This window comes from Arenibacter aquaticus (assembly GCF_003957295.1).
GTDB classification, from domain to species: domain Bacteria; phylum Bacteroidota; class Bacteroidia; order Flavobacteriales; family Flavobacteriaceae; genus Arenibacter; species Arenibacter aquaticus.
This window is the reverse complement of the sequence record NZ_RQPJ01000001.1, coordinates 566,896-589,995: the sequence shown is the minus strand read 5'-3', so window position 1 is coordinate 589,995 and position 23,100 is coordinate 566,896. Positions and strand designations below refer to the sequence as shown.

General features: G+C 41.5%; 15 protein-coding genes. 9 read left to right on the top strand and 6 right to left on the bottom strand.

From position 1 onward, the window contains the following. Positions 1-105: 105 nt before the first annotated feature. On the bottom strand, positions 106-996 hold the full coding sequence (locus tag EHW67_RS02255) for a sugar phosphate isomerase/epimerase family protein (RefSeq protein WP_238389821.1): 891 nt from the start codon (positions 994-996) through the stop codon (positions 106-108). Further along, a complete protein-coding gene (locus EHW67_RS02250) occupies positions 941-1,672 on the bottom strand; it encodes a phytanoyl-CoA dioxygenase family protein (RefSeq protein WP_126160714.1) in 732 nt (243 codons plus the stop codon). Before EHW67_RS02250 ends, EHW67_RS02255 begins: the two co-directional genes overlap by 56 nt. A gap of 102 nt (positions 1,673-1,774) precedes the next feature. Between EHW67_RS02250 and EHW67_RS02245 the strand changes: the two genes are divergently transcribed. Then, complete coding sequence (locus EHW67_RS02245; protein ID WP_126160713.1) at positions 1,775-2,623, top strand: AraC family transcriptional regulator; 849 nt, start codon at positions 1,775-1,777, stop codon at positions 2,621-2,623. A 509-nt stretch (positions 2,624-3,132) separates the two neighbouring features. Here EHW67_RS02245 and EHW67_RS02240 read toward each other — a convergent pair. The 4 genes from EHW67_RS02240 to EHW67_RS02225 all read right to left on the bottom strand — a co-directional run bounded on the left by EHW67_RS02240 (position 3,133) and on the right by EHW67_RS02225 (position 10,148). Further along, positions 3,133-4,641 carry a RagB/SusD family nutrient uptake outer membrane protein gene (locus EHW67_RS02240; protein ID WP_126160712.1) on the bottom strand — a complete coding sequence of 503 codons (1,509 nt, stop codon included), beginning with the start codon at positions 4,639-4,641 and terminating at the stop codon, positions 3,133-3,135. 19 nt (positions 4,642-4,660) lie between these two features. Then, positions 4,661-8,005, bottom strand: a complete 3,345-nt coding sequence (locus tag EHW67_RS02235; RefSeq protein ID WP_202911895.1) for a TonB-dependent receptor — start codon at positions 8,003-8,005, stop codon at positions 4,661-4,663. 187 nt (positions 8,006-8,192) lie between these two features. Then, positions 8,193-9,443 carry a FecR family protein gene (locus EHW67_RS02230; protein WP_126160710.1) on the bottom strand — a complete coding sequence of 417 codons (1,251 nt, stop codon included), beginning with the start codon at positions 9,441-9,443 and terminating at the stop codon, positions 8,193-8,195. A 114-nt stretch (positions 9,444-9,557) separates the two neighbouring features. Further along, positions 9,558-10,148 carry an RNA polymerase sigma factor gene (locus EHW67_RS02225; RefSeq protein WP_126160709.1) on the bottom strand — a complete coding sequence of 197 codons (591 nt, stop codon included), beginning with the start codon at positions 10,146-10,148 and terminating at the stop codon, positions 9,558-9,560. 231 nt (positions 10,149-10,379) lie between these two features. Here EHW67_RS02225 and EHW67_RS02220 point away from each other — a divergent pair, with 231 nt between their 5' ends. The 8 genes from EHW67_RS02220 to EHW67_RS02185 all read left to right on the top strand — a co-directional run bounded on the left by EHW67_RS02220 (position 10,380) and on the right by EHW67_RS02185 (position 23,036). Then, positions 10,380-11,246 carry an AraC family transcriptional regulator gene (locus EHW67_RS02220; RefSeq protein ID WP_126160708.1) on the top strand — a complete coding sequence of 289 codons (867 nt, stop codon included), beginning with the start codon at positions 10,380-10,382 and terminating at the stop codon, positions 11,244-11,246. A 102-nt stretch (positions 11,247-11,348) separates the two neighbouring features. Further along, complete coding sequence (locus EHW67_RS02215; RefSeq protein ID WP_126160707.1) at positions 11,349-12,674, top strand: L-fuconate dehydratase; 1,326 nt, start codon at positions 11,349-11,351, stop codon at positions 12,672-12,674. A 39-nt stretch (positions 12,675-12,713) separates the two neighbouring features. Further along, a complete protein-coding gene (locus tag EHW67_RS02210) occupies positions 12,714-13,490 on the top strand; it encodes an SDR family NAD(P)-dependent oxidoreductase (protein ID WP_126160706.1) in 777 nt (258 codons plus the stop codon). Between the two features lie 203 nt (positions 13,491-13,693). Next, the gene (locus tag EHW67_RS02205; protein WP_449371723.1) at positions 13,694-15,856 is read left to right on the top strand and encodes an alpha-L-fucosidase; all 2,163 of its coding nucleotides are present in this window, start codon (positions 13,694-13,696) and stop codon (positions 15,854-15,856) included. A gap of 37 nt (positions 15,857-15,893) precedes the next feature. Then, on the top strand, positions 15,894-18,248 hold the full coding sequence (locus EHW67_RS02200) for a PDZ domain-containing protein (RefSeq protein WP_126160704.1): 2,355 nt from the start codon (positions 15,894-15,896) through the stop codon (positions 18,246-18,248). A gap of 13 nt (positions 18,249-18,261) precedes the next feature. Continuing rightward, positions 18,262-19,845 carry a sulfatase family protein gene (locus EHW67_RS02195; protein WP_126160703.1) on the top strand — a complete coding sequence of 528 codons (1,584 nt, stop codon included), beginning with the start codon at positions 18,262-18,264 and terminating at the stop codon, positions 19,843-19,845. Between the two features lie 148 nt (positions 19,846-19,993). Further along, on the top strand, positions 19,994-20,854 hold the full coding sequence (locus EHW67_RS02190) for a fumarylacetoacetate hydrolase family protein (protein ID WP_126160702.1): 861 nt from the start codon (positions 19,994-19,996) through the stop codon (positions 20,852-20,854). A gap of 28 nt (positions 20,855-20,882) precedes the next feature. Further along, the gene (locus EHW67_RS02185; RefSeq protein WP_126160701.1) at positions 20,883-23,036 is read left to right on the top strand and encodes a TIM-barrel domain-containing protein; all 2,154 of its coding nucleotides are present in this window, start codon (positions 20,883-20,885) and stop codon (positions 23,034-23,036) included. Positions 23,037-23,100 lie beyond the last annotated feature (64 nt).

Genomic DNA, 23,100 nt, shown 5'->3' with positions numbered 1-23,100 from the left:
AGGGTAGTGATATTTTATCAAAAAATGATACTATTTTTGCATTCATTATTAGTAGTAATTAGTGTTGGGTATTTTTAATCATGGTAATGGGCAACCAGACACTTTTTATTTTGATGAGTCAGTACTACTGCTCTCTAAAATTTTTTCTCTTATAAAACTATTTATTTCCCACTGATCCCCTTGCAGGTTTAGGGTGTGGGGTTTGTAAAGGGCATAGGGTGGCGGGCCATATTCTGGGGTGATGGTAATATGGGAGCGGTTGTTAGTCTCTGCATTTTTTATCATTAAACCCCACCATTGGGTAAACAAATCCAACTCAGCTTTATAATTCCCGTCCCTAGGGTCTATTACCTGCGGACTTTGTGCCGAGCCTACCCTGGCATGGATATGATAGGTATGTGCAATAGCTTTCTGCACTGCTGTTGTTTGGTTCTCCAGCATAGATTCCGCAACGCAACACCAATGGGAGAGATCGGCGGTAAGTTTTAAGAAGGGATATTCCTCCAGGTAGGGAAGACAGACATGGGCAGCAAATGCGAAGCGCGACCTATGGGTTTCATGGGTTATGGGTACTCCCGTTTCCAATTCTATTTCATGGGCTGTTTCAATAAGATTGGCATTTTCAGCATTGGAGAAAAAGTCCATCCCCGTGTGCGAATTCACAAAAAGGGGAGTGGCTTCCACTAGGTTGTACAAATGCCTTTTGTACTGTTCTTGATGCTTGGTGAAATCTACTTCCTTGGTTTCCCAATGCTGACCCACGAAATCCAGTTCCAGATCCTTTAGCATGGAACAGATCTCATTTTTTTTAATTCTGTCCATAGGAAGGTCTATTTCCACTCCCTGATAACCGGTATTTTTTATCTTATTCAAAAAAGCGGACCAGGGTATATCCGAGCTTCCCCATCTGGGGTAAACAAATTTAAGTTGCATGGTGATATCATTGGTTTCTTTGCTTTCTTTCCCCTGTATGGTCCACTCCCTGCTCCCTTTCATAATCGATCATTTTTTTGGGTCTAAAATTTAAGATCAATGCCCGCCGTTGACTGTTGGTTGTGTTCCCACGGCTAAAGTGTAGGGTGTGGCCATCATGAAAGGTACATCCGCCCGGTTCCAAGGGAACACTTACGGCTTCCGCTGTATCGGTTTCACAATAGAGGGCACCTCCATGGGGCAGGTTTTTATGTGCTAAAAGTGGTTGTTCTTCCTTTTTGGGGATAAACCACATACAACCATTTTCTTCAAATACATTGTCCAAGGCTATCCAGCAGCTCGCTGATCTTTTATCGGGCATGGCAATCCAATAGGCGGCATCCTGGTGCCAAGGAGTTGGGGTGTTGGTATGTGGTGCCTTGTTGATCATCATATCAAAATCCATTTCCATATCCTCGCCAAGGAGTTCCTTGGCCCAATATAGGGCCTTTTTATAGGCGCCGGTTTTTAATAGTTCAGTGATTATCGTGCTAGGCCTCATAATTTGGGTAATACGCTCCACTTTTTTGGAGTCCTCCTTCTTGCCCCCGGCCAGATCACTGCGCAGATGGCCGGTTTTTTCTTTGTCCTGAAGCAATTGGTCATAGATGTCCCTAATTGTTTCTACTTCCTCAACGGAAAGTAGGGCATCGAGGCTAATAAACCCTTTTTTGTTAAATGCTATACGCTTGCTCTCCATAAATAAATCTGGTTTGTTGTTTCCAAATATGCGATTAATAGGTGTATAAGTCTTTCAAATTTGTACTATATTACTTTTTTATACATTTTACGGATTGGTGTAATGGAAGAGAGAAAGGTTTTTAATTTACAGGATTATGGGGTAAGCAGGGGATTGTCTTTTGGTCACTATAAATATAGGGAAGTTAAACCCGGGCTAACGGAACACCTACATCAAGGAGCAGTGGAACTGTGCTTTTCTATGAGCGGTAGACAAACTTATATGGTTGGGGAACGCTTATTTGAACTCAAGGGCAATGATATTTTTATTGTGGGCCCAGATGTATTGCACAGTACAGGGAATTACCCTGAAGATAAGGGAGAATTGTTCTGGATTCAGATTTTGGTAGACCATGGCAAGGGAAGATTGTGTAATTTGGAAAAGGAGCAATCAGATTTTATATTGAACGGGCTTCTAGAGAAATCCGAGTGTATTTTTGCCGGAGCATTTCAGCTAAAATTAATCCTGGGAAAACTGGCGCTGCAATTGGCCAAAGAGCCTTCCGTGTTATCCCGCCTAGTAGTAGATCAATTGATTACCCAATTGCTGCTGGAAACGTTATTATTGTCAAAGGATAGTAGTCCTAAAGCGGCATCCACTAGGCTAAAGACCATAAATGACTATATAAGGCAGCATTTGCATAGGATTATTTATGTGGATGAGTTGGCCGGATTGGTTTCCATGTCCACTGGATATTTTAAGGCCTGGTTTAAGGCAGAATCCGGGATGCCCCCAAAAGAATATGTAAACCGCTTAAAAATTGAACAAGCAAAACTGGATTTGCTTCAACGGAGGACCGTTACCCAAGTGGCCTTTGATCTTGGATTTGGCTCCTCACAATATTTTGCAACCACTTTTAAGAAATTTACGGGTTACACCCCAAGGTCTTATATACGTTCTCTAGAAGAATAAAAAAGATATTGCCATAAAGCATAAAAAAAATCCGGAGACCTAATTGGTTCCGGATTTTTCAAAACTAACTCAACTTTTATTAGGCCTATACAACAGAACTCAACCTGCACCTAATATTTAAAAAACTCAACTATTTATTTCAACTATGAATATCATAAAAGAAATCTTATGCAAGATAGATAGCTTAGTCCCCATAGGCTACCAATTTAGTGATCAATTATGATACTTATTTTGCATATGGGTTAAAAATAATTGGAATATGGTTCATTTATGTGATATATGAGTCTTTGTATCTATGGATTGCTACCTTATTTTTTCAGATATTCCTCAAAGTTGGATTAATGGCTGCGCTATTCCCTACTAGGGTATTATAAGAAAAAGGACAGGATACGACCCATTTGTGTGGTAGGTATCACTGTCCTTTTTTAATCTTACTACCTTAGCGCTGGTTTGGTTTTGCTCCAAGGACAAGAGTTAAGGTAGTGGCAAAACTTATGCAAGATCCTTGTCTAGTAACCAGTATTTTGTACTAAATTAGGGTTGTTCTGCATTTCAGATGTTGGGATGGGAAACAATAGTTCCCTTTCTGTTAACGCCTTATTGGGTAGGTAAGAGAAGTTATGTCCCACAAAATCTTCCAATGCATTGGTCTCTGGGTTATACGCTTTTCTCCATCTGGCCATGTCATACCAAGTCTTGTTTTCAAAACTCAACTCATGGATACGCTCTATGCGTACCGCCTCTCTAAAGGCCTCTTGTGAAAGACCGCTCAAATCTACCAGTTCGGCACGTTGCCTGATCTCGTTCACAGCATCATATGCCTCAGTTGTAGGTCCGCCTTCAGCTTCGTTCGCTGCCTCGGCATACATCAACAATACATCGGCATAGCGATAAAGGCACCAGTTCAAGTCTGATTGGGCGCTCCCTTCATTTGCTTCAATATCAAAATGTTTGTAGATGTAAGGTGCACCTAGGTTTACGCTGCTGTTGCGATCGGCCTCCAAGGAATAGCTGGTAAAAAAGAATTGCTTTTCTTCTGCCCTTTTATCTCCATCTTCATAGGAGTCGGCAAATTCATTAGTGGAAAAGATACCTCCAGTTTGGGCTGAATAGGCCGAAATTCCCAAGTTATAGGGTAAAATCCCTGGCTGCCAGTTGCCTGATTGGATACCAGCCGCGAATTGGGTCATAAAGATGTATTCTCCTGTGTTCTTGGTGGCAGGGTCATGTAACTCGTCATAAGTGTCAAACAGTCCAAACTCCTCAGAATCTATAACTTCTTTAGCCTTGGCGGCAGCAAGCGCGTAATTCTCTGTTTTTTGGAGCGGGTAGCCTGCCATAGTCAAATATACATCGGCCAGTAAGGTTTTAATTGCACCCATAGATACTCTTCCAGAACCAACTCTCCAATCTATGTCAGCGCTTTCGGCTTCTGTAAGGTCGCTAACAATTAAGTCGTACACAGCTTCAGGGGAAGCTTGTTCAGGGTATAATTGCTCCGAGCTTAAATCGACCGAACTGGTTATGATAGGAATGTTGCCGAACATACGAACCAAACCAAAATAGTAGTAAGCTCTAAAAAACTTCGCTTCGGCCAAATAATTCTGCTTTAAAGTTTCATCCATATTTATTTCAGGGATTTTTTCAATGGCCAAGTTGGCTCTGGCGATACCGGTATAATATTCGTTCCAGAAGTTATTTCCATATCCATTATCCGAATTATTGATCAAATCCTTTACCAAGTAAATATTGGTTGCCTGTCCCAAAGAGGTGTTGGCCAAGCCCGTTGCAAATTCGAGCATCATCCATGTACCTCCACCAAAACCACTATTGGTAATTGAAATCAACGGTTCATATATTCCGTTTACGGCACTCTCGGCATGTGCTGCCGTGGTAAAGTAGGTGTCCGTTGTAAAGTTGGATTCATCTTCTTCATCCAAAAAGTTACTACAGGCCGTTATGCTTGTAATTGCTGTTACGACGGCTATAGCTCTTATAAAGTTTTTGTAGATTTTCATTTTTTTATCTTTTATATGATTATAGTCCAACATTTAATCCGATCATAAAGGTGCGAGGTCTTGGATAATCGTAAAGGGAGAATCCTTGATCGAAGGCACCGCCACCATTTGAACTTTCTGGGTCATACCCTGGATATTTGGTTGATACAAAAAAGTTCTGCACCGAAGTGTATACCCTTAGGCGATTTAAATGTAAGCGCTCTACCAATTCAGGTTTGAATACATAGGATAGCATTAAATTTCTACCTCTTAAAAAGGAAGCATCCTTTAATTTTCCAGAATCGTTATTTGTATCGTATCCTGCCGCAATTGGTCTTATTTGGGCAATATCGGTATCCTGATTGTCCGGAGTCCACGCATTTAATACGGTCGCGAAGCTGTTGGCAATTGTCTGACGGTCTTCCGCTGAGTGTTCGTCACGGTACATTACACTATTGCCATATTGGAACTGTAGGTCTACCAATAGCTCAAAATTGCCATATCTAAAGGTGTTGGAAAAAGTTCCGAAGCCGTCTGGGATACCTTTGCCTATAATGGCCCGGTCATCACTATTAATGGCCCCATCATTGTTAAGGTCACGGTATTTTATGTCACCTGGCAATCTATCATAGATGGCGGCCTCAGCGGCTTCATCTGTGTTCCATGTGCCCTCATCAATATAACCGAAGAAAGTACTTACTGGTTCACCAACACGGATCAATGTGGATCCTAGGAAAATATCGGAACCTCCTGAAAGAGCAGTTACTTCGTTTTTATTAATAGAAATATTGAAGTTACTATTCCATCCAAATAGTTCATTATCAAAATTTACAGTATGCAAATTAATTTCAATACCCTTGTTTTCCATGCTACCAACGTTTCTAAAAACATTGGAAAAACCACTTGAAGAGGGAACTGGAGCATTAAGAAGCATATCGGAAGTTAACTTGCGATATACATCAACTTCCAACCCGATACGATTATTGAAAAGGCCCAATTCCAGTCCGGCATCTACCTGTTCCGTTTTTTCCCATTTTAAATCAGGGTTGGACATACGGCCTGGGACTGTGTAGGCGGAACGGGCGCCATCAAAAATTACCGAACCATTGGTTAAACCTGCCAAAGCTTGATAAGCTGGTAATTCTGAGTTACCGGTGGCACCGTAACTAGCTCTAATTTTAAGATTGGAGATGGTTTCGCTCTGCGAAAGAAAATCTTCTTCAGAAGCTCTCCATGCCAATGCTGCGGATGGGAAAAAGGCAAACTGATTTTCCGGCCCAAATTTAGACGAACCGTCGGCCCTACCTGTAAGGGTCAACAAATATTTGTTCATGTAGTTATAGTTGACACGCCCAAAATAAGAGTTTAGTCCATAAGCGGTTTTGCTAGAAGTTGGCGTCTGAGGGTTAGAGCCGGCACCAAGGTTGTTAAAACCGTAAAAGTCATCGGTAAACCCACGTGTGGATGCGCGTGAACTAAATTGATCTACATGCTGCCAGGAAAGTCCGGCCATGGCCGTCAGGGAATTGTTGCTGTCAAAATCCTTCATATAGGTCAAATAGTTTTCAAACTGCCATGAATTGTAACGGGAGTTATCCACATATGCGGCACCATCGGGCATGGCTATATATCTTAGGTCCTTGCCTCCGTAGTAATCGTTTCTTTGGTTAATGATATTGGTACCTAGTGTAGTTCTCAATTGTAGGTTATCATTGAATTCAATATTGCTATAGAAGTTACCAAGAACTGTTTGGGTCTTAAGGAAATACCTACGGTCGTTGGCTACGGCCACTGGGCTACCGCCACCTTCCATTCCTGGATAGTGAATATTGGACCCCCAAGTACCGTCCTCATAGCGCACTGGTATAATAGGCAGTGCCTCAAAAACTTGTCGCATTGTGGTGATACCACCACCACCAAGTTGGTCTACTTGTTTTTCATTTTGGTCGTTATAGCTCAAGGTACCTCCAACTTTTAACCAATCGGTAACCTCTGTGTCCAGGGTAAATCTCCCGGAATAACGCTTTAGCCATGATTCTACGATAAGGCCTTCTTCATCCCTGAAACCCATAAACAGTCCAAAATTTGATTTTTGGTTACCACCTGTAAAAGAAAGTTGGTGATTTTGGGTAATTGCATCCCTAATGGCTTCATCCTGCCAATCCGTATCATAAAGCGGCTTGCCATCGGCATCAAAAAGCCTAGGGTCTGTTCTTTTTAATCTAGGATCTGTGTACCTGCCTCCTGCCCAGCCGTCCGGGTCAAATTTTTCAGCATTGGCGTACGCTATTTCCTCAACAAGAAGGAATTCTTCAGCATTTAAAAGATCGAGCTTTTTGGGCAAGGTTCCTAGACTAAAATCCACATCGTAGTTAAGATGGGTCTCACCAGTTGTTGTTCCTTTTTTGGTAGACACCAGTATTACACCATTGGCACCTCTTGCTCCATAGATGGCAGTTGCAGAAGCATCTTTTAAAACCTCAATGGATTCTATGTCATTGGGGTTCAAATAATCTATTGGGGTACTCCCGTTGGGTAAACTGGCCGCATTAAGGATAACACCGTCAATTACATATAGCGGTGTATTGGCAATACTAACCGAGGTATTTCCTCGGATACGTACTACGGTTCTACCACCTGGTCTTCCAGATCCGGAAGTTACGTTTACACCGGCAACCTTACCTGCCATGGCCTGGTTTAAAGAGGCAGCAGGTCTCTCTGCAAGTTCTTCGGCCTTAACGGAGCCCACTGCACCGGTAAGGTCACTTTTTTTCTGGGTACCATACCCTATCAATACCACCTCATCCAGTCCGGCAGCGCTTTCTTCCAAACTGATGGAAATAGAGGATTGTCCGTTAAGTGGTACTTCCTTGGAGGCGAATCCGATGTAGGATACCACCAAGGTTGCATTTTCATTGGCTACATCAAGGGAGAAATTCCCGTCAAAATCGGCCGTAACCCCATTGGTGGTACCTTTCTCCACTATGTTTGCCCCAGGTAGGGGAGCGCCATCCATATCGGTAATGGTACCACTTACAGTGTGTTGCTCTACCTCCTCCTTGATAGGGGAAATAGGTTGGATTGGTTTTCCCGTTTTTAAAATAATCTGCTTGTTCTTTACGGTGAAGTACACATCTGTTGCTTCAAAAATCCCATCCAATATATTGGAGATAGGTTGCTTCCTTGCGGTTACGGAAACTGTTCTATTTAAATTTACCTTTTCGTGATTGTACAAAAACCTAAAATCGGATAGGGATTCTATTTCCTTAAACACCTTTTCAACGGTTACGTTTTTAAGGTTGAGTGAGATTTTAGTGTTCTGTCCGTAAGTGTTGGCCTGAATTTTAAATAGAGAAACTATAAGTAATAGTGTTGTTAGTTTCATCTTTAAATGATGTTTGCTTAGCCAATCCGCATGGAGAGGCCGGACTAGGTTGAATTTTTTCATACTTTTGTAATGTGTTTGGTGATTGAACATTTTGTTTGTTTACATCACTTTATTATGCCGGGAAATGCGCCAACATTTTCCGGTTTTTTTGTAAAAGTGACTTTTCTAGCGCTCGTATTTCTATTTACTTTTCATAGGCATCTTTCTTTAAATTAGCATTGTTGTTGTCTAGTATCGTTATTTTGGATCCTTCCCTTTTGTATTGGAAAGGAGTATCTTCCTTAAAAGCCTCAAGGATTTCTTCAATAGTTTCGTTTCTAAATGTGGCCGTATAGACCTGATTGTGCAAAAGCTGGGTTTTGTCTTCTATACTTATGTTGAAATGGCGTTCCAATTTTGACCTTATTCTGTAAAAAGGAGAAGCCTTAAAAAGAAGGTAGCCGTCCTTCCAAGCCGTATGGTTATGGGTGTCTACCTGATTCACGGACATTTCGTTCTTACTTTTGTTAAAGGCAGCTTGCTGACCTGGGACGAGTTGGGTAGTGGTGTTTTTTTTCATATCGGCCCCTTCCTTGTAAAGGGCAACAGAGCCTTCAACCAACACGGTGCTGATATCTTCATCTTCCGGATAAAAGGAAAGGTTGAACTGTGTGCCCAATACACGTATGTTGATCTGATCTGCATTTACAATAAAGGGGTGGGAGGCATCCTTGGCAACATCAAAAAAGGCTTCCCCTTTTAAGTATACTTTCCTGTCTTTGCCTGCTATGAAATTCACAGGGTATCGCAAGGAACTTCCCGAGTTTAAGGTAACCTGTGTCCCATCGGATAAAAGCAGCTCAAACTGCTTTCCAAAAGGGATGTTTAAGGTGTTGTACACCAATTTTTCCTGGGCCTTATTGCCTTTGTATTCCAAGGTGTTCCCCTGCTGTGAAGCAAGAAGACCCCCCGTTGGAGAAGTAATTTTTCGCTCACCACTTTCAGAAATGGTCTCAATATTGCCATTGTCCAGTTGAAGGGTTATGGCATTGGCGTCCAAATGCTGTTCTATGGGGTTGGTTAAGCCTGGTTGGGGTACGGTATTCTTTTTATAAAATGTAAAAATGCCAGCAATAATAAGGAAACAGGCGGCAATACCCGTCCAATATACCTTAGGGGCCAATATCTTTTTTTTCTTGGCTTTTTGTAGGTTTTCCAGGGGTTCAATTTTATTGAGGATTTTTTGAAATAAAACCTTTGAATCCAAATCGTGTCGCTCCCTAATAAAATATTTTGAAGATTTAATCTTTTTCCATTGTGCCGCCCAAGCCGCATCTGAAATGTTATTGGTTTCCCTAACTTTAATAAGTTCCATAAGCTTATCAAATTCCTCTTTGGAAATGGTATTATCCGCCAACTTTTGGAAAAGCCTATATGTTAGATTTTTGCTGTTCAACTATTAGGGTTGATTAATTAAAATATTATGGGTCGTATAATTAATACACGCTAAAAATGTAAAAGTCCCAAATGGGAGCTATATTTTTTGCGAATTACATGAATATGGAGGGTCTTAGTAAAAAAGAAATAAGCCAAGAAGGCTTGCGTAAACGCTATCGGTAATATGTGGTTCCAGTTGGGTCCTAATAATTTGAAGGGTCTTCCAAAGGTGGTTTTTTACCGTTTTTTGGGTGATTCCCAAAAGATCAGCAATTTCTTTATTACTTTTTCCTTGTTGCTTGGATAAAATATAGATACTGCGCTTTTGGGTAGGTATCTGTTGAAGGATGTCATTTACAATATCCTCGTATTCCGCTAGGATTATGGAATCTTTGGTTTCCTCGTTTAATGAGGTAATGTTTTTCCAATATTCTTCTTTTAGCGATTGTTGATTGGCAATATTTCTAAGGTAATTGTAGGTTAAATTTTTGGCAATGGTGAAAATAAAGGACTCAAAGGAACGGTCAAGGTCTATGGTTTCCTTTTTTGTCCATATTTTTATAAATACTTCCTGCAGAATTTCCTCTGTGGCATATTCGGATTTGGTTATAGAGAACACAAAGTAATACAACCTTTTCTCATAAAGGTCGAATATGGCTTCAAACGCGGCCCTATTTCCTTTTTTCAATGAAGCCAATAAAAACGCTAAAGATTGTCCTGACATGTTCAAAGAAATTAGCAAATTGAAAATTTGAGCGAGAAAAATTAGGTCTATTTTTTTAGTATTACAAATAGGTCCGCAAAAATTGCTGCCCGAAAATAACTTCTTTTTTCTTACAATTCAACCAAAGAATTAACCTATAACAATACTTTTTTTGCCAATATTAAAACCTTTTAAAAAAAGGTGTATATTTAATGTTTTAAAACTGAGTCTTAATTTTTCTTTATAATTCTTATGAAGCTACATCTTCTGAATAGGGCGAGTCTAAAAAACAGTTCGTTTACCGTTACCCAGAATAGCTACCCCCATTTTCTTAAAATTTGGCATTATCATCCAGAATTGGAATTGGTATATATTGTTGAAAGTAGTGGTACCCGTTTTATTGGAGATGGGATAGAGAAATTCTCGGAAGGGGATTTGGTGTTGATAGGTAAGAACCTTCCCCATATGTGGCTTAATGATGAAATTTATTTTGAGCCCGATTCCAAGCTAATGTCAGAAGCCATAGCCATTCATTTCAAGGAGGACTTTTTGGGGGTAGATTTTCTAAATGCCATAGAAATGAAGCCTATTCAGCAAATGATAAAAAGGGCCAGGCAGGGCATCAAGTTTTCCAATATGGATCCCAAAGTAATTGGTAAAATTATGGCATTGCAAGATTTTGATCCCTTTGAAAAAACCATTCGCTTTGTGGAAGTCTTGTACCAATTGGCCAATCATGAGGAATACCAATTGCTTTCCAGTCCTGGGTTTTTAAACTCTTTTAATAAGACTGATAATAAAGGATTGGATGAGATATATGAGTTTGTTTTTAAGAACTTTAACCAGCCTATTGGTTCCAAGGATGTGGCCGAAATTGCTAAAATGAACCCCTCCGCCTTCAGTAGGTTCTTTAAGCGGATCCACAGAAAAACCTTTACCCGCTATTTAAATGAGATCCGGATAGGATATGCCTGCAAATTGTTGATTGAGAACGGTAACAATATTACACCGGTCTGTTATGAATCTGGCTTTAACAATATTTCTAATTTCAATAGACATTTTAAGTCCATCACCGGAATGTCCCCTTCAGAGTATATTAAGCTTCATACCCAAAAATAGCTTATTTTTCAAATAGGGTTAAAAAAGTATCGGTATTGGAGTTTCTAGTGGTGGAAATAAACTTGGTTAAGATGTAATTTTGTGCGAATAATATAACTTTAGATGGACAGTAAAACTATAATTACGGATGTTCTGGTTAAGGATGTCCGATTTCCAACCAGTAGATCCTTGGACGGATCAGATGCAATGAATCCAGACCCGGATTATTCCGCGGCCTATGTTATTTTAAAAACAGACCATCCAGATGGTTTGGAAGGACACGGTCTTACCTTTACCATTGGTAGGGGCAATGAGTTGTGCGCAGCGGCAATTAATTCTCTGGCTCCTTTGGTGAAAGGAAAATCCTTGGAGAGTTTTACCGCCAATATGGGTGCTTTTTGGAAGATGATTACTGGCGACAGTCAATTGCGTTGGCTTGGGCCTGAGAAGGGAGTAATACATTTGGCTACCGGTGCTGTGGTGAATGCGGTTTGGGACCTATATGCCAAGGTGGAAAAAAAGCCACTTTGGAAACTTTTGGCCGATATGACCCCGGAAGAATTGGTGTCCTGTGTAGACTTCACATATATTACGGACGCCGTTACTCCAGAGGAAGCCTTGGCTATGCTAAAGGAAAAGACAGCTACCAAACAGCAGCGTATAGATAAATTACTAAAAGATGGTTATCCGGCATACACTACCTCTGCAGGTTGGTTGGGATATCCTGATGATAAAATGAGGAGATTGTGCAAGGAGGCAAAAGAGGCCGGCTTTAAGCACATGAAAATAAAAGTAGGTTCCGATCTACAAGACGATATGCGACGTGCAGCCATAATTAGGGAAGAGATCGGAAGCGATTTAAGACTGATGATGGATGCCAATCAAAAATGGGATGTGGATGAGGCAATAGCCAATATGGCTGAACTTAAAAAGTTTGATCCATGGTGGATAGAGGAGCCAACCAGTCCGGACGACATTTTGGGGCATGCCAAAATTGCCAAGGCTGTCGCTCCCGTAAAAGTGGCAACTGGTGAACATTGCCAGAATAGGGTTGTCTTTAAGCAGTTGATGCAGGCCGATGCCATCGGTATTTGTCAGATTGATAGCTGCAGAGTTGGTGGGGTAAATGAAATTTTGGCCATCTTGTTAATGGCGGCAAAATTTAATATTCCTGTTTGTCCACATGCAGGCGGAGTTGGACTTTGTGAGTACGTGCAACACCTTTCCATGATTGATTACATAGCAATAAGTGGTTCCTTGGAAGATCGTATCATTGAATTCGTAGATCATTTGCACGAGCATTTTTACGATCCGGTGGTAATAAAGAATGGTGCTTATATGCCTCCATCCATGCCAGGTTACAGTATTACCATGAAAGAGAAATCCTTGGAAGATTACAGTTTCCCAAATGGGGTTGTTTGGCAAGAGGATGCCTTAATGAAGGAATAGTCCATTAAAACAGTAGTAAAAAACAATCATAGCAATAATATGTCACTTTTTAGTTTAGAAAATAAAACAGCAATAATCACCGGTGGCGCTAGCGGTATTGGTGAGGCTATTTCAAAGGCCTTTGCAAAACAAGGTGCTGATGTGCACATTTTGGAATTTAATGCCGAAAATGGAGAGCGCGTGGCAAAGGAGATTTCATCCAATGGCGGAAAGGTTACTTTTCACGCCTGCGATGTCTCCAATAATGGGCAGGTAGCCGAAATTATTAACGGTATTGCGGAAAAGCAGTACATAGATATTTTGGTGAACAATGCCGGAATTGCCCATGTGGGGAATTTGGAAGGCACGGGTGTAGAAGATATGGACCGTATCTACAATGTAAATGTAAAAGGGGTGTATAATTGTATGCATGCCGTAATAACAAAAATGAAGGAAAAAGGAGGGATGATCTTGAATATGGCCTCCATTGCTTCATCGGTAGGTATAACGGACCGTTTTGCATACTCCATGTCAAAAGGGGCTGTGCTCACTATGAGCTACTCTGTGGCCAAGGATTATATGGAATATGGTATTCGCTGTAATACCATTTCCCCGGCTAGGATCCACACTCCGTTTGTAGATGGGTTTATTAAGGCCAATTACCCTGGTAAAGAGGCCGAAATGTTTGATAAACTCTCCAAATCCCAGCCTATTGGCAGAATGGGGAAACCTGAAGAGGTGGCTAATTTGGCAGTTTACCTTTGTTCGGATGAAGCCTCATTTATAACGGGTACCGATTTTCCTATTGATGGGGGGTATATTAAATTGAACGGATAAGTTTAATTTAGACATTTGCCCATTTAGTTATAAAGAATATGGTTCCTAAGTGTGAAGCTGGGAGCCATATTCCAATCCTTTTCCTAGGGATGGGTGTGATTTTAAAAAGTAACCATTGCTTGATGAGTAAAATATTTTGTTGCCTAGCTTTAACTGCGCTTGTTGTTGCATGTTCACATAAGACGGAGCCCAATGCCTTGGTGATGCCCGTAGACAATACCATTGTTGTGGATGAGGCCGATACCAAGGATACCATATTGCTAAAAGCTGCCCATGTGGTTCCTACCGACAACCAATTGGATGCCCTAAAGAACGAGTTCATTGCTTTTATCCACTTTGGCCCCAATACTTTCACAAGGATGGAGTGGGGCAATGGTATGGAAGATCCCAAAATATTTGACCTTCAAAACTTGGATACAGATCAATGGTGTAGTGCCATGAAGGATGCGGGAATGAAAATGGTGATTTTTACAGCTAAGCATCATGACGGCTTTGTACTGTGGCAGAGCAGGTACACCCAACATGGGGTAATGTCCTCACCTTTTAAGGATGGTAAAGGCGATGTGCTAAAGGAATTGTCCGAATCCTGTAAAAAATATGGCCTTAAGTTGGGAGTCTATCTATCTCCGGCAGATTTATATCAGATAGAGAATAAGGAGGGGTTGTATGGAAATTTAAGCGAGTATACGGAGCGGACCATTCCAAGAGCTATAGAAGGTAGGCCATTTGAGAATAAAACCACCTTTACCTTTAGAGTTGACGACTACAACGAGTATTTCCTAAACCAATTGTTTGAGTTGTTAACGGAGTATGGACCCATCCACGAAGTATGGTTTGATGGCGCACATCCGAAAAGAAAGGGCGGGCAAACCTATAATTATCTGGCATGGAAGAAACTTATTAAGGCATTGGCCCCAAAAGCGGTCATCTTCGGGAAAGAGGATATTAGATGGTGTGGCAATGAAGCTGGACAAACTAGGGATACGGAATGGAATGTAATTCCATATACCGAAAACCCAATGGAAATGAATAGTTTTCCCGACTTAACAAACGAATCGCTTGGAAGTAGGGAAGATTTATATGAAGGAAAGTATCTACATTATCAACAGGCAGAGACAAATACCTCTATTCGTGAGGGTTGGTTTTATAGGGATGATGAAGACCAAAAAGTGCGTAGTGCAGATGATGTATTTGATATCTATGAGCGGTCCGTAGGCGGAAATTCTACGTTTCTGTTGAATATTCCCCCTAATAGGGAAGGTAAATTTTCACCTACAGATGTATCGGTATTGCAAGATGTAGGTAAACGTATTAACGAGACCTATAAGGCTAACTTGTTATCTACTGCACAGGGCCCAAAAGAAGTATTGGACAATGACCTAAGTACTTTTAAGCTTTTAGGTGATGATACCAATGAAATTGTTCTTGAGGCCCCCAAGCCAATTACCTTTAATAGATTGGCCATACAGGAGGCTATAGGGACCCATGGTGAACGCGTGGAAAAACACGCCTTGGATATTTGGGTAGATAATGCTTGGCAAGAAATTGCTTCGGCTACCAATATTGGTTATAAGCGTATTTTGCGTTTTCCGGAAGTAACAGCCAAAAAAGTACGTATAAGAATTTTGGAATCCCGTTTTTATCCTGCGATAGCCAAAATATCGGCACATTTTTATGCCTCAAGGCCTCCTCAACTTAGCATTGAAAGGTCGGTTGATGGAGAAGTTAGCATTATGCCCAAAAAAGATACTTTTGGGTGGAAGCCCCATGGGGAAGATATTGCCGGAAATATAAATGCTGGATACAGCATTAGGTATACTACAGATGGCAGTGAGCCAACAGCTGCCTCGGCCACCTATGATAGGCCTTTCGTAATTTCTTCTGGAGAAGTGAAGGCAGTGGCGGAAGTGAATGGGAAATTGGGCAGTATTGCATCGCAAATGTTCGGAATTGTTAAGAGAGACTGGAAAGCCGCTGGGGAAGATAGTGTGATGGGCGAGCATGTTTCCCAAAATGCCTTTGATGGCGATGCCAATACCTACTGGAGCTCTAAAGCAAAGGGAAAAAATCATTTTATAACTATAGATCTAGGGAAGGAATATACTATTAAAGGTTTTGCCTATACCCCTCAAACCGATACTTCGGAGGGTATGATTGAGGCGGGTATAGTCTTAGCTAGTCCCAATGGAAAAAATTGGTCGCCAATAGGTGATTTCCGATTTGGGAATTTAATCAATGATCCCACGACCAGGACCCATATGTTCCGCCAAACAGTGAACACAAGATATGTGAGGGTGGAATCCAAAGAGATTGCCGGGAATGGAAAAACAGCCGCCATTGCCGAGTTGGATTTTTTAGTGGAATAATAGGCGGTACAGGTTATTGATAACTACAACATTGAAAATGAAAAAAGTACTTCTTAACATATTGACGGCCCTATTGTTAATAGGCTGTGGTTCTAAGGTTTCTGATATATACGTTACCTCTAATATTGGTAATTCGGATTATGGGGATAAGGAACTGGTTTTTGGCTCTATAGAGGAAGCATTCCAAGCCTTGGCCGATCTTAGAAATGAGGGGCGCAAAAATAATATCAACATTCATTTGGAGGAAGGTGAGCATAGGATAAGTAAGCCAATAAGGATTAAACCGGAATTGGGACCCTTAAAGTTGCTGGGGGAAGGGTCTTCACAGACTGTGGTAAAGGGATCTTTTGTGTTGCAGGCCCAATGGAAGAAATATAACGATCATATCTTGGTGGCCCAATTGCCGAAGGGCCGTAATTTTGATCAGCTTTTTGTAAACGGGGAACAGCAAATTTTAGCCCGTTATCCCAATTATGATGAGGATGCGGGGCACTGGCAAGGCCACGCCGCAGATGCTATTTCTGCAGAAAGAGTAAAAACCTGGGCCAAGCCTGTAGGGGCCATAGTGCATGCCATGCACCGCGGTGAATGGGGTGGGTTTCATTATGTGGCCACAGGAGTTGATGAGCAGGGCGAACTCCTTTTGTCTGGTGGTCACCAGAACAATCGCCCTTCAAAAATGCACCCAAAGTACCGTATGGTAGAAAATGTGTTTGAGGAATTGGACGCTCCGGGAGAGTGGTTTTTGGATGCCGATAACAAATTGTTCTACTGGCCAAGTCCTGGAATGGATATGAAAACAGCCCAATTGGAAGGGGTGAATCAAAAACATTTGTTGGAAGTAGTGGGAACGGAGCAAAGTCCGGTCAAAGATGTTGAAATAAGCGGAATTCGTTTTGAGCATGCCCAACGTACTTTTATGGAAGAGTATGAGCCATTGTTAAGAAGTGATTGGACCCTTTATAGAGGGGCTGCCATTTTGCTGGAAGGCACACAAAAAGTTAGTATCAGGAATTGTGAACTCACCAATTTGGGTGGCAATGCAATATTGGTCAGCAATTTTAATAGGGAGGTAACCATAGCGGACAACCATATTCATGACTGTGGGGCATCGGGTATTAGTTTTGTAGGAAGTCCCGAAGCTGTGAGATCACCCGCCTTTCAATATGGGGAATTTGTCCCCTTGGCGGAAATGGATACCGTTCGCGGACCAAAATCAAATAAATACCCCAGCAACTCCATAGCCGACAACAACCTGATATATCGCATAGGAAGGGTAGAAAAACAAACGGCAGGGGTGCAGATTGCCATGGCTATGGATATTACGGTAAGCCATAACAGTATTTATGAGGTGCCCAGAGCTGGCATTAATATAGGTGATGGCACCTGGGGGGGACATATTATTGAATACAATGACGTATTTAGTACGGTCTTGGAATCTGGAGATCACGGTGCTTTTAATTCTTGGGGCAGGGATAGATTCTGGCACCCCAATAGAGGGGAATTGGAAAAGCTGGTCGCAGAAGACCCCGATATGCCCAAATGGGATGCCATACATACCACTGTTATTAGAAATAATAGGTTTCGTTGCGACCACGGTTGGGATATAGACCTGGATGATGGTTCCTCCAATTATCACATTTACAACAATGTGTGTTTAAACGGAGGGATTAAACTGCGTGAAGGTTTTTATCGTACCGTGGAAAACAATATTATGATCAATAATGGCTTTCATCCCCATGTATGGTTCAAGAATAGTGGGGACGTTTTTAGGCAGAATATAGTATTTACCCAACATAAGGATATTAGGTTGCAGGACTGGGGTAAGGAAGTGGATTATAACCTTTTTCCCGATGAGGAAACCCTGTTGCAGACCCAGAAAAAAGGAGTGGATCTCCATAGTGTTTTTGGTGATGCAATGTTCGTAGATGCGGAATCTGGGGACTATACGGTTAAAAAAGGCTCAGCCGCCACTAAGATCGGCTTTAAGAATATTGACATGGACAGCTTTGGTGTAACCAATAGCAGTCTAAGGACCAAAGCAAAGACACCTTCTATTCCACCTTTGTTTTTTGGTAATAAAAATGGGGAGGACCTTGTGTTTAAATGGCTGGGGGCAGAGTTAAAAAGCATTACCACTATGGCCGAAAGGTCGGCTTCAGGCTTAAATAAGACTGCGGGTGTATTGTTGGTGTCTTTGGAGACCCCTAGTATTATTGGGAATTCTCCGCTTCAATTGGGCGATGTTATTATAGCTTCCGAAGGTAAGGAGGTAAATACCGTGGAGGATTTAATTAAATCCTATCAAAATAATAATTGGAAGGGAAAATTAAACTTGGTTGTTGTTAGGAACCAAAAAGAAAAGCAGGTTACAGTAATAACAAAAAAATAAAAAGGATAGCGAAATGAAGGGAAGGTATGCGTTTGTTTTAAGTGCCATTATAATTGTAGGCGGATTGTATTCATTTGGTTTCAAAGAAGCTGAGGTAAAGGAAAAACGCCCCAATATTATTTATGTTTTGGCCGATGATCTGGGTTATGGTGATATTTCCATTTACAACCCTGGAGGGAAAATAAAAACACCTAATTTGGATGCCTTGGGAGCGGCCGGAATGATATTCACGGACGCCCATACCTCTTCGGCGGTCTGTACGCCTACCCGATATGGGATTATTACCGGAAGATACAATTGGAGGAGTCCGCTAAAAAGTTCTGTGCTTACCGGTAAATCCAAAGCCTTAATCCCGAAAGGTAGGACTACTGTAGCTTCCTTGCTTAAAAAGGAAGGCTACGAAACCGCATTTATTGGCAAATGGCATTTGGGGTGGGATTGGGCCCTAAAAGATCCGAGCAAGGATTCTGGCGAAGGTTGGAATGCAAAGGATTTTGAGAATATAGATTTTTCCAAAAAAGTCAAGAATTCGCCAAAAACCCTTGGTTTTAAGTATTCTTACGGACATTGTGGGTCCTTGGATATGGCGCCCTATGTATATGTGGAAAATGAAATGCCCACAATGGTACCGGATACAGTTACCGAAAGTAAGGATAAATACGGTTGGTGGCGAAAAGGCCCTACCGCCGATGATTTTGTTTTTGATGATGTTACGCCCAACTTCTTTAGAAAATCCTTTAGTTATATAAAAGAAAAGTCCAAGGGCAAATCACCCTTCTTTCTATATCTACCCTTGCCGTCCCCACACACCCCTATCCTCCCAACAGAAGAATGGCAAGGGAAAAGTAATCTAAATCCTTATGGCGATTTTATGATGATGATAGATGACTATATGGGACAGTTGTTGGCCGTTGTAAAGGAAGCAGGTATAGAAGAGAATACCATGATAATCTTTACCAGTGATAATGGTTGTTCCCCAGCAGCCAATATTGTTGATATGAAGTCCAAAGGCCATAACCCAAATGGTATTTTTAGGGGTCACAAGGCCGATATATTTGAAGGAGGGCATAGGGTTCCTTTTATGGTGAAATGGCCTGCCAAGATTAAGGCGGGTAGCCAATCGGACAGGACCATATGTACCACAGATCTGTTGGCAACCTGTGCAGATATAGTGGATGTTGAATTGGCGGATGACGAAGGGGAAGATAGTTTTTCCTTTTTACCCCTGTTGACAGATTCCAAGACAGAAGAGTATAAGCGGGAAGCAACGGTGCATCACTCCATAAATGGGAGTTTCGCTATAAGGAAAGGGAATTGGAAAATGATCTTTTGCCCGGGCTCCGGCGGTTGGAGCGCTCCCAAACCAAATTCAAAAAAGATTGCCGATCTGCCAAAGTTTCAATTGTATGACCTGAGTAAGGATCCCAAAGAAGAACATAATCTATACGGTCAGTTCCATGAAGTAGAAAGTGATCTTACCAGATTAATGGTTTCCTATATTGAAAATGGAAGGAGTACCGTAGGGGAAAAGCAAAAGAACGATCCGGAAGGATATGGCAGCAAACTCTGGAAACAATTGGAAGTGTTCAATAATTGATGGGTTAATTTAAAAATTCGTTAATTTGGAGGATTTTATCAGTCCAATTCCATAATGAGGACAGGCGTAGCCTTGGATTCTAATTATAGAAAGGCCGTCTCTAGTAAAATAAACAATCAATAAATAAGCAATAATTAAATATAAAATCATGAAATTAATACGATTTGGCGAAATAGGTAAGGAAAAACCGGGTGTTCAATTAGAAAATGGTTCCCGCTTGGATGTATCTGGCTTTGGCAGGGATTACGATGAAGATTTTTTTGGAACGGACGGATTGGAGCAACTAAAAAAATGGCTTGCAGAAAATGAAGACAGTTGTCCTGTTGTGAACGATAGCGTAAGGTTGGGAGCACCTTTGGTACGACCGTCAAAAATAGTATGCGTAGGGCTTAACTACGCCAAACATGCGGCGGAAAGTGGTATGGCCGTTCCTAAGGAACCGGTATTGTTCTTTAAGGCAACCTCTGCCATTGTTGGTCCCAATGACGATGTTGTTATTCCTAAGGGAAGTGAGAAGACCGATTGGGAAGTGGAATTGGCGGTAGTTATAGGAAAAAAGGCCTCTTATGTAAGTGAGGAAGATGCCTTGGATCATGTTGCCGGATATGTTTTGCACAATGATTATAGTGAAAGGGCTTTCCAGATAGAACGTGAAGGACAATGGGTAAAGGGAAAGAGTTGTGATACTTTTGCTCCTGTAGGACCTTTTATTGCTACAAAAGAAGAAATAAAAGACCCCAATAACCTTCACCTTTGGTTAAAACTAAATGGGGAAACGGTACAGGATAGCTCAACCTCCGATTTTATTTTTAACGTACAAGAGGTAGTAAGTTATATCAGTCAGTTCATGACCTTGTTGCCAGGGGATATTATCTCTACTGGTACACCATTTGGGGTGGGATTAGGTTTTAATCCACCTAAATATTTAAAAGCAGGTGATGTAGTAGAATTGGGGATCGAAGGATTGGGGAGCTCCAAGCAAACTGCAAAGGCCTACAGCGGTAAATAGTTAAATCAAATTTAAAGTTGCCAGCAACATGAATTTTAAATTCCATGTAATTATTTTGTGCCTTATATCCACCTTATATATCCATACAGGATATGGTCAGGAATTGGAATGGGTTGAAATAGAAAATGGAATTTGGAAAAGCAGTGTTGGCCAACCAGAGGATATTAGTTTGTTAAAGGCAGTTGATGTGAAGCCCAAAGAGGAAGCTCTTCGTCAATTGCCTTTGGCAAATTTCCCAATAGATAAGGCTAAGATTAAAACCAAGCTCATTGACGGGAAGACCTATTTGCAATTCCCTTTATCACGGGAAGAGCAAATCTATGGTTTGGGGCTCAATTTTAAGACGGTACACCAAAGAGGGCGCATAATGCAATTGCATGTGGATCATTATGGTGGCAGGGATAATGGGCGTACCCATGCCCCTGTTCCGTTCTATGTTTCCTCCAAAGGGTATGGAGTGCTAATTGATGCGGCAAGGTATATTACCGTTTATGCCGGGACAGCTGTCCGGGTAAATGCTGATGACAAGCCCGTACTACGCGATAGGAATACCGATAGGCAATGGCAGGCCCAACCTTATTCCGATGCCGTTGAAATCCTAGTACCGGCCAAAGGAACCGATATTTATGTGTTTGGGGGATCTTCGCCCATGGAAGCAGTACAGCGCTATAATTTATTTAATGGCGGGGGTTATCTTCCTCCAAAATGGGGACTGGGATTTACCCAGAGAGTCCCTACGCTATATAGTCAGTACGATATTATAAGGGAAGCCAAAGAATTTGAAGATCACAATTTTCCATTGGATTTTATTGGGGTAGAACCGGGATGGCACAGTATGTCCTATCCCTGTACCTTTGAATGGGACAAAACAAGGTTTCCAGATCCGAAAAAATTTAACCAAGAACTGCTTGGTCAGGGAATCCGTACCAATTTATGGTTTAATCCCTATGTATCTCCAGTAGGGTCATTATATCCCAAAATAAAGGACCTTTCAGGGTCCCATACCGTTTGGAACGGGATTGTTCCCGATTTGATGCTTCAGGAAACACGTGATATCTTAAAAGATCATTTTGTGGAAAACCATTTAAACATAGGGGTCAGCGGTTATAAAATAGATGAGGTTGACGGTTATGATTCATGGTTATGGCCAGATGTTGCTACCTTTCCTTCAGGTTATAGCGGGGAACAAATGAGGCAGGTCTATGGCTTGTTGGTCCAGGATATGACCTCAAAATGGTTTAAGGAAAGGAATCAGAGAACCTACGGTCTGGTAAGGGCTTCCAATGCAGGTGCCAGTGCACTGCCCTACGTACTTTATAACGATTACTACAGTCATAAAGATTTTATAACAGCCTTGGTAAACAGTAGCTTTATTGGGGTATTATGGACCCCTGAGGTACGGGCTTCCAAAACTGCCGAGGAATGGTTGCGTAGAATGCAATCGGTTTGTTTTTCGCCAATGGCCATGCTCAATGCATGGGCAGACGGTACCAAGCCCTGGTCCTTTCCCGAAGTGGAAGAGGCCGTTAGGGACGTGGCCAATTTAAGGATGCAATTATTGCCGTATATCTATACCACCTTTTCACAATATCATTTTAAAGGCTTGCCTCCCTTTAGGGCCATGAATCTGGTAGAAGGCTTTTCTTATGATGGTAATAAGTCCGAAGGTAAACTGGACTCTACCAACAATCCCTATAAGCTGGCAGTTAAAAGTGAAATTAAAGATCAGTACATGATGGGCGACAATATTTTGGTGGCCCCCATGTTTGAAGGGGAAAAAGAACGGAAAGTTATCCTACCACAAGGAAAGTGGTTCGATTTTTACGATGGCAGTTTCGTTGGCGAAAATGAAGTGATTACCGTAAGACCGGGATTGGAAAAAATACCTTTGTATGTTAGGGATGGCGGAATAATTCCCATGAGACCTGTTCAAAGACAGGCTCCAGAATTGGGAGAGAAAGTAGATTTGATTATCCGTCACTATGGGCACAAGGAGGGTGAATATATCCTATATGATGACGATGGCTTAAGCTTTGATTTTGAAAAGGGCCAATATTCAATGGTCGATATTAAAGTGAAAAAGGACAAAAAAGGAAATCTAAGAGGTACTATAGGCCGTCCTGAAAAGGGCAAGCCTTATAGCTACAACAAAAAAGTTAGTTGGGAATTTAAAACAAAGTAAGATCCAACGGCAAAAGGGTGTGCCTATAAAATGCTTTGAGGCTTAAAAACTATAAAATTTATTT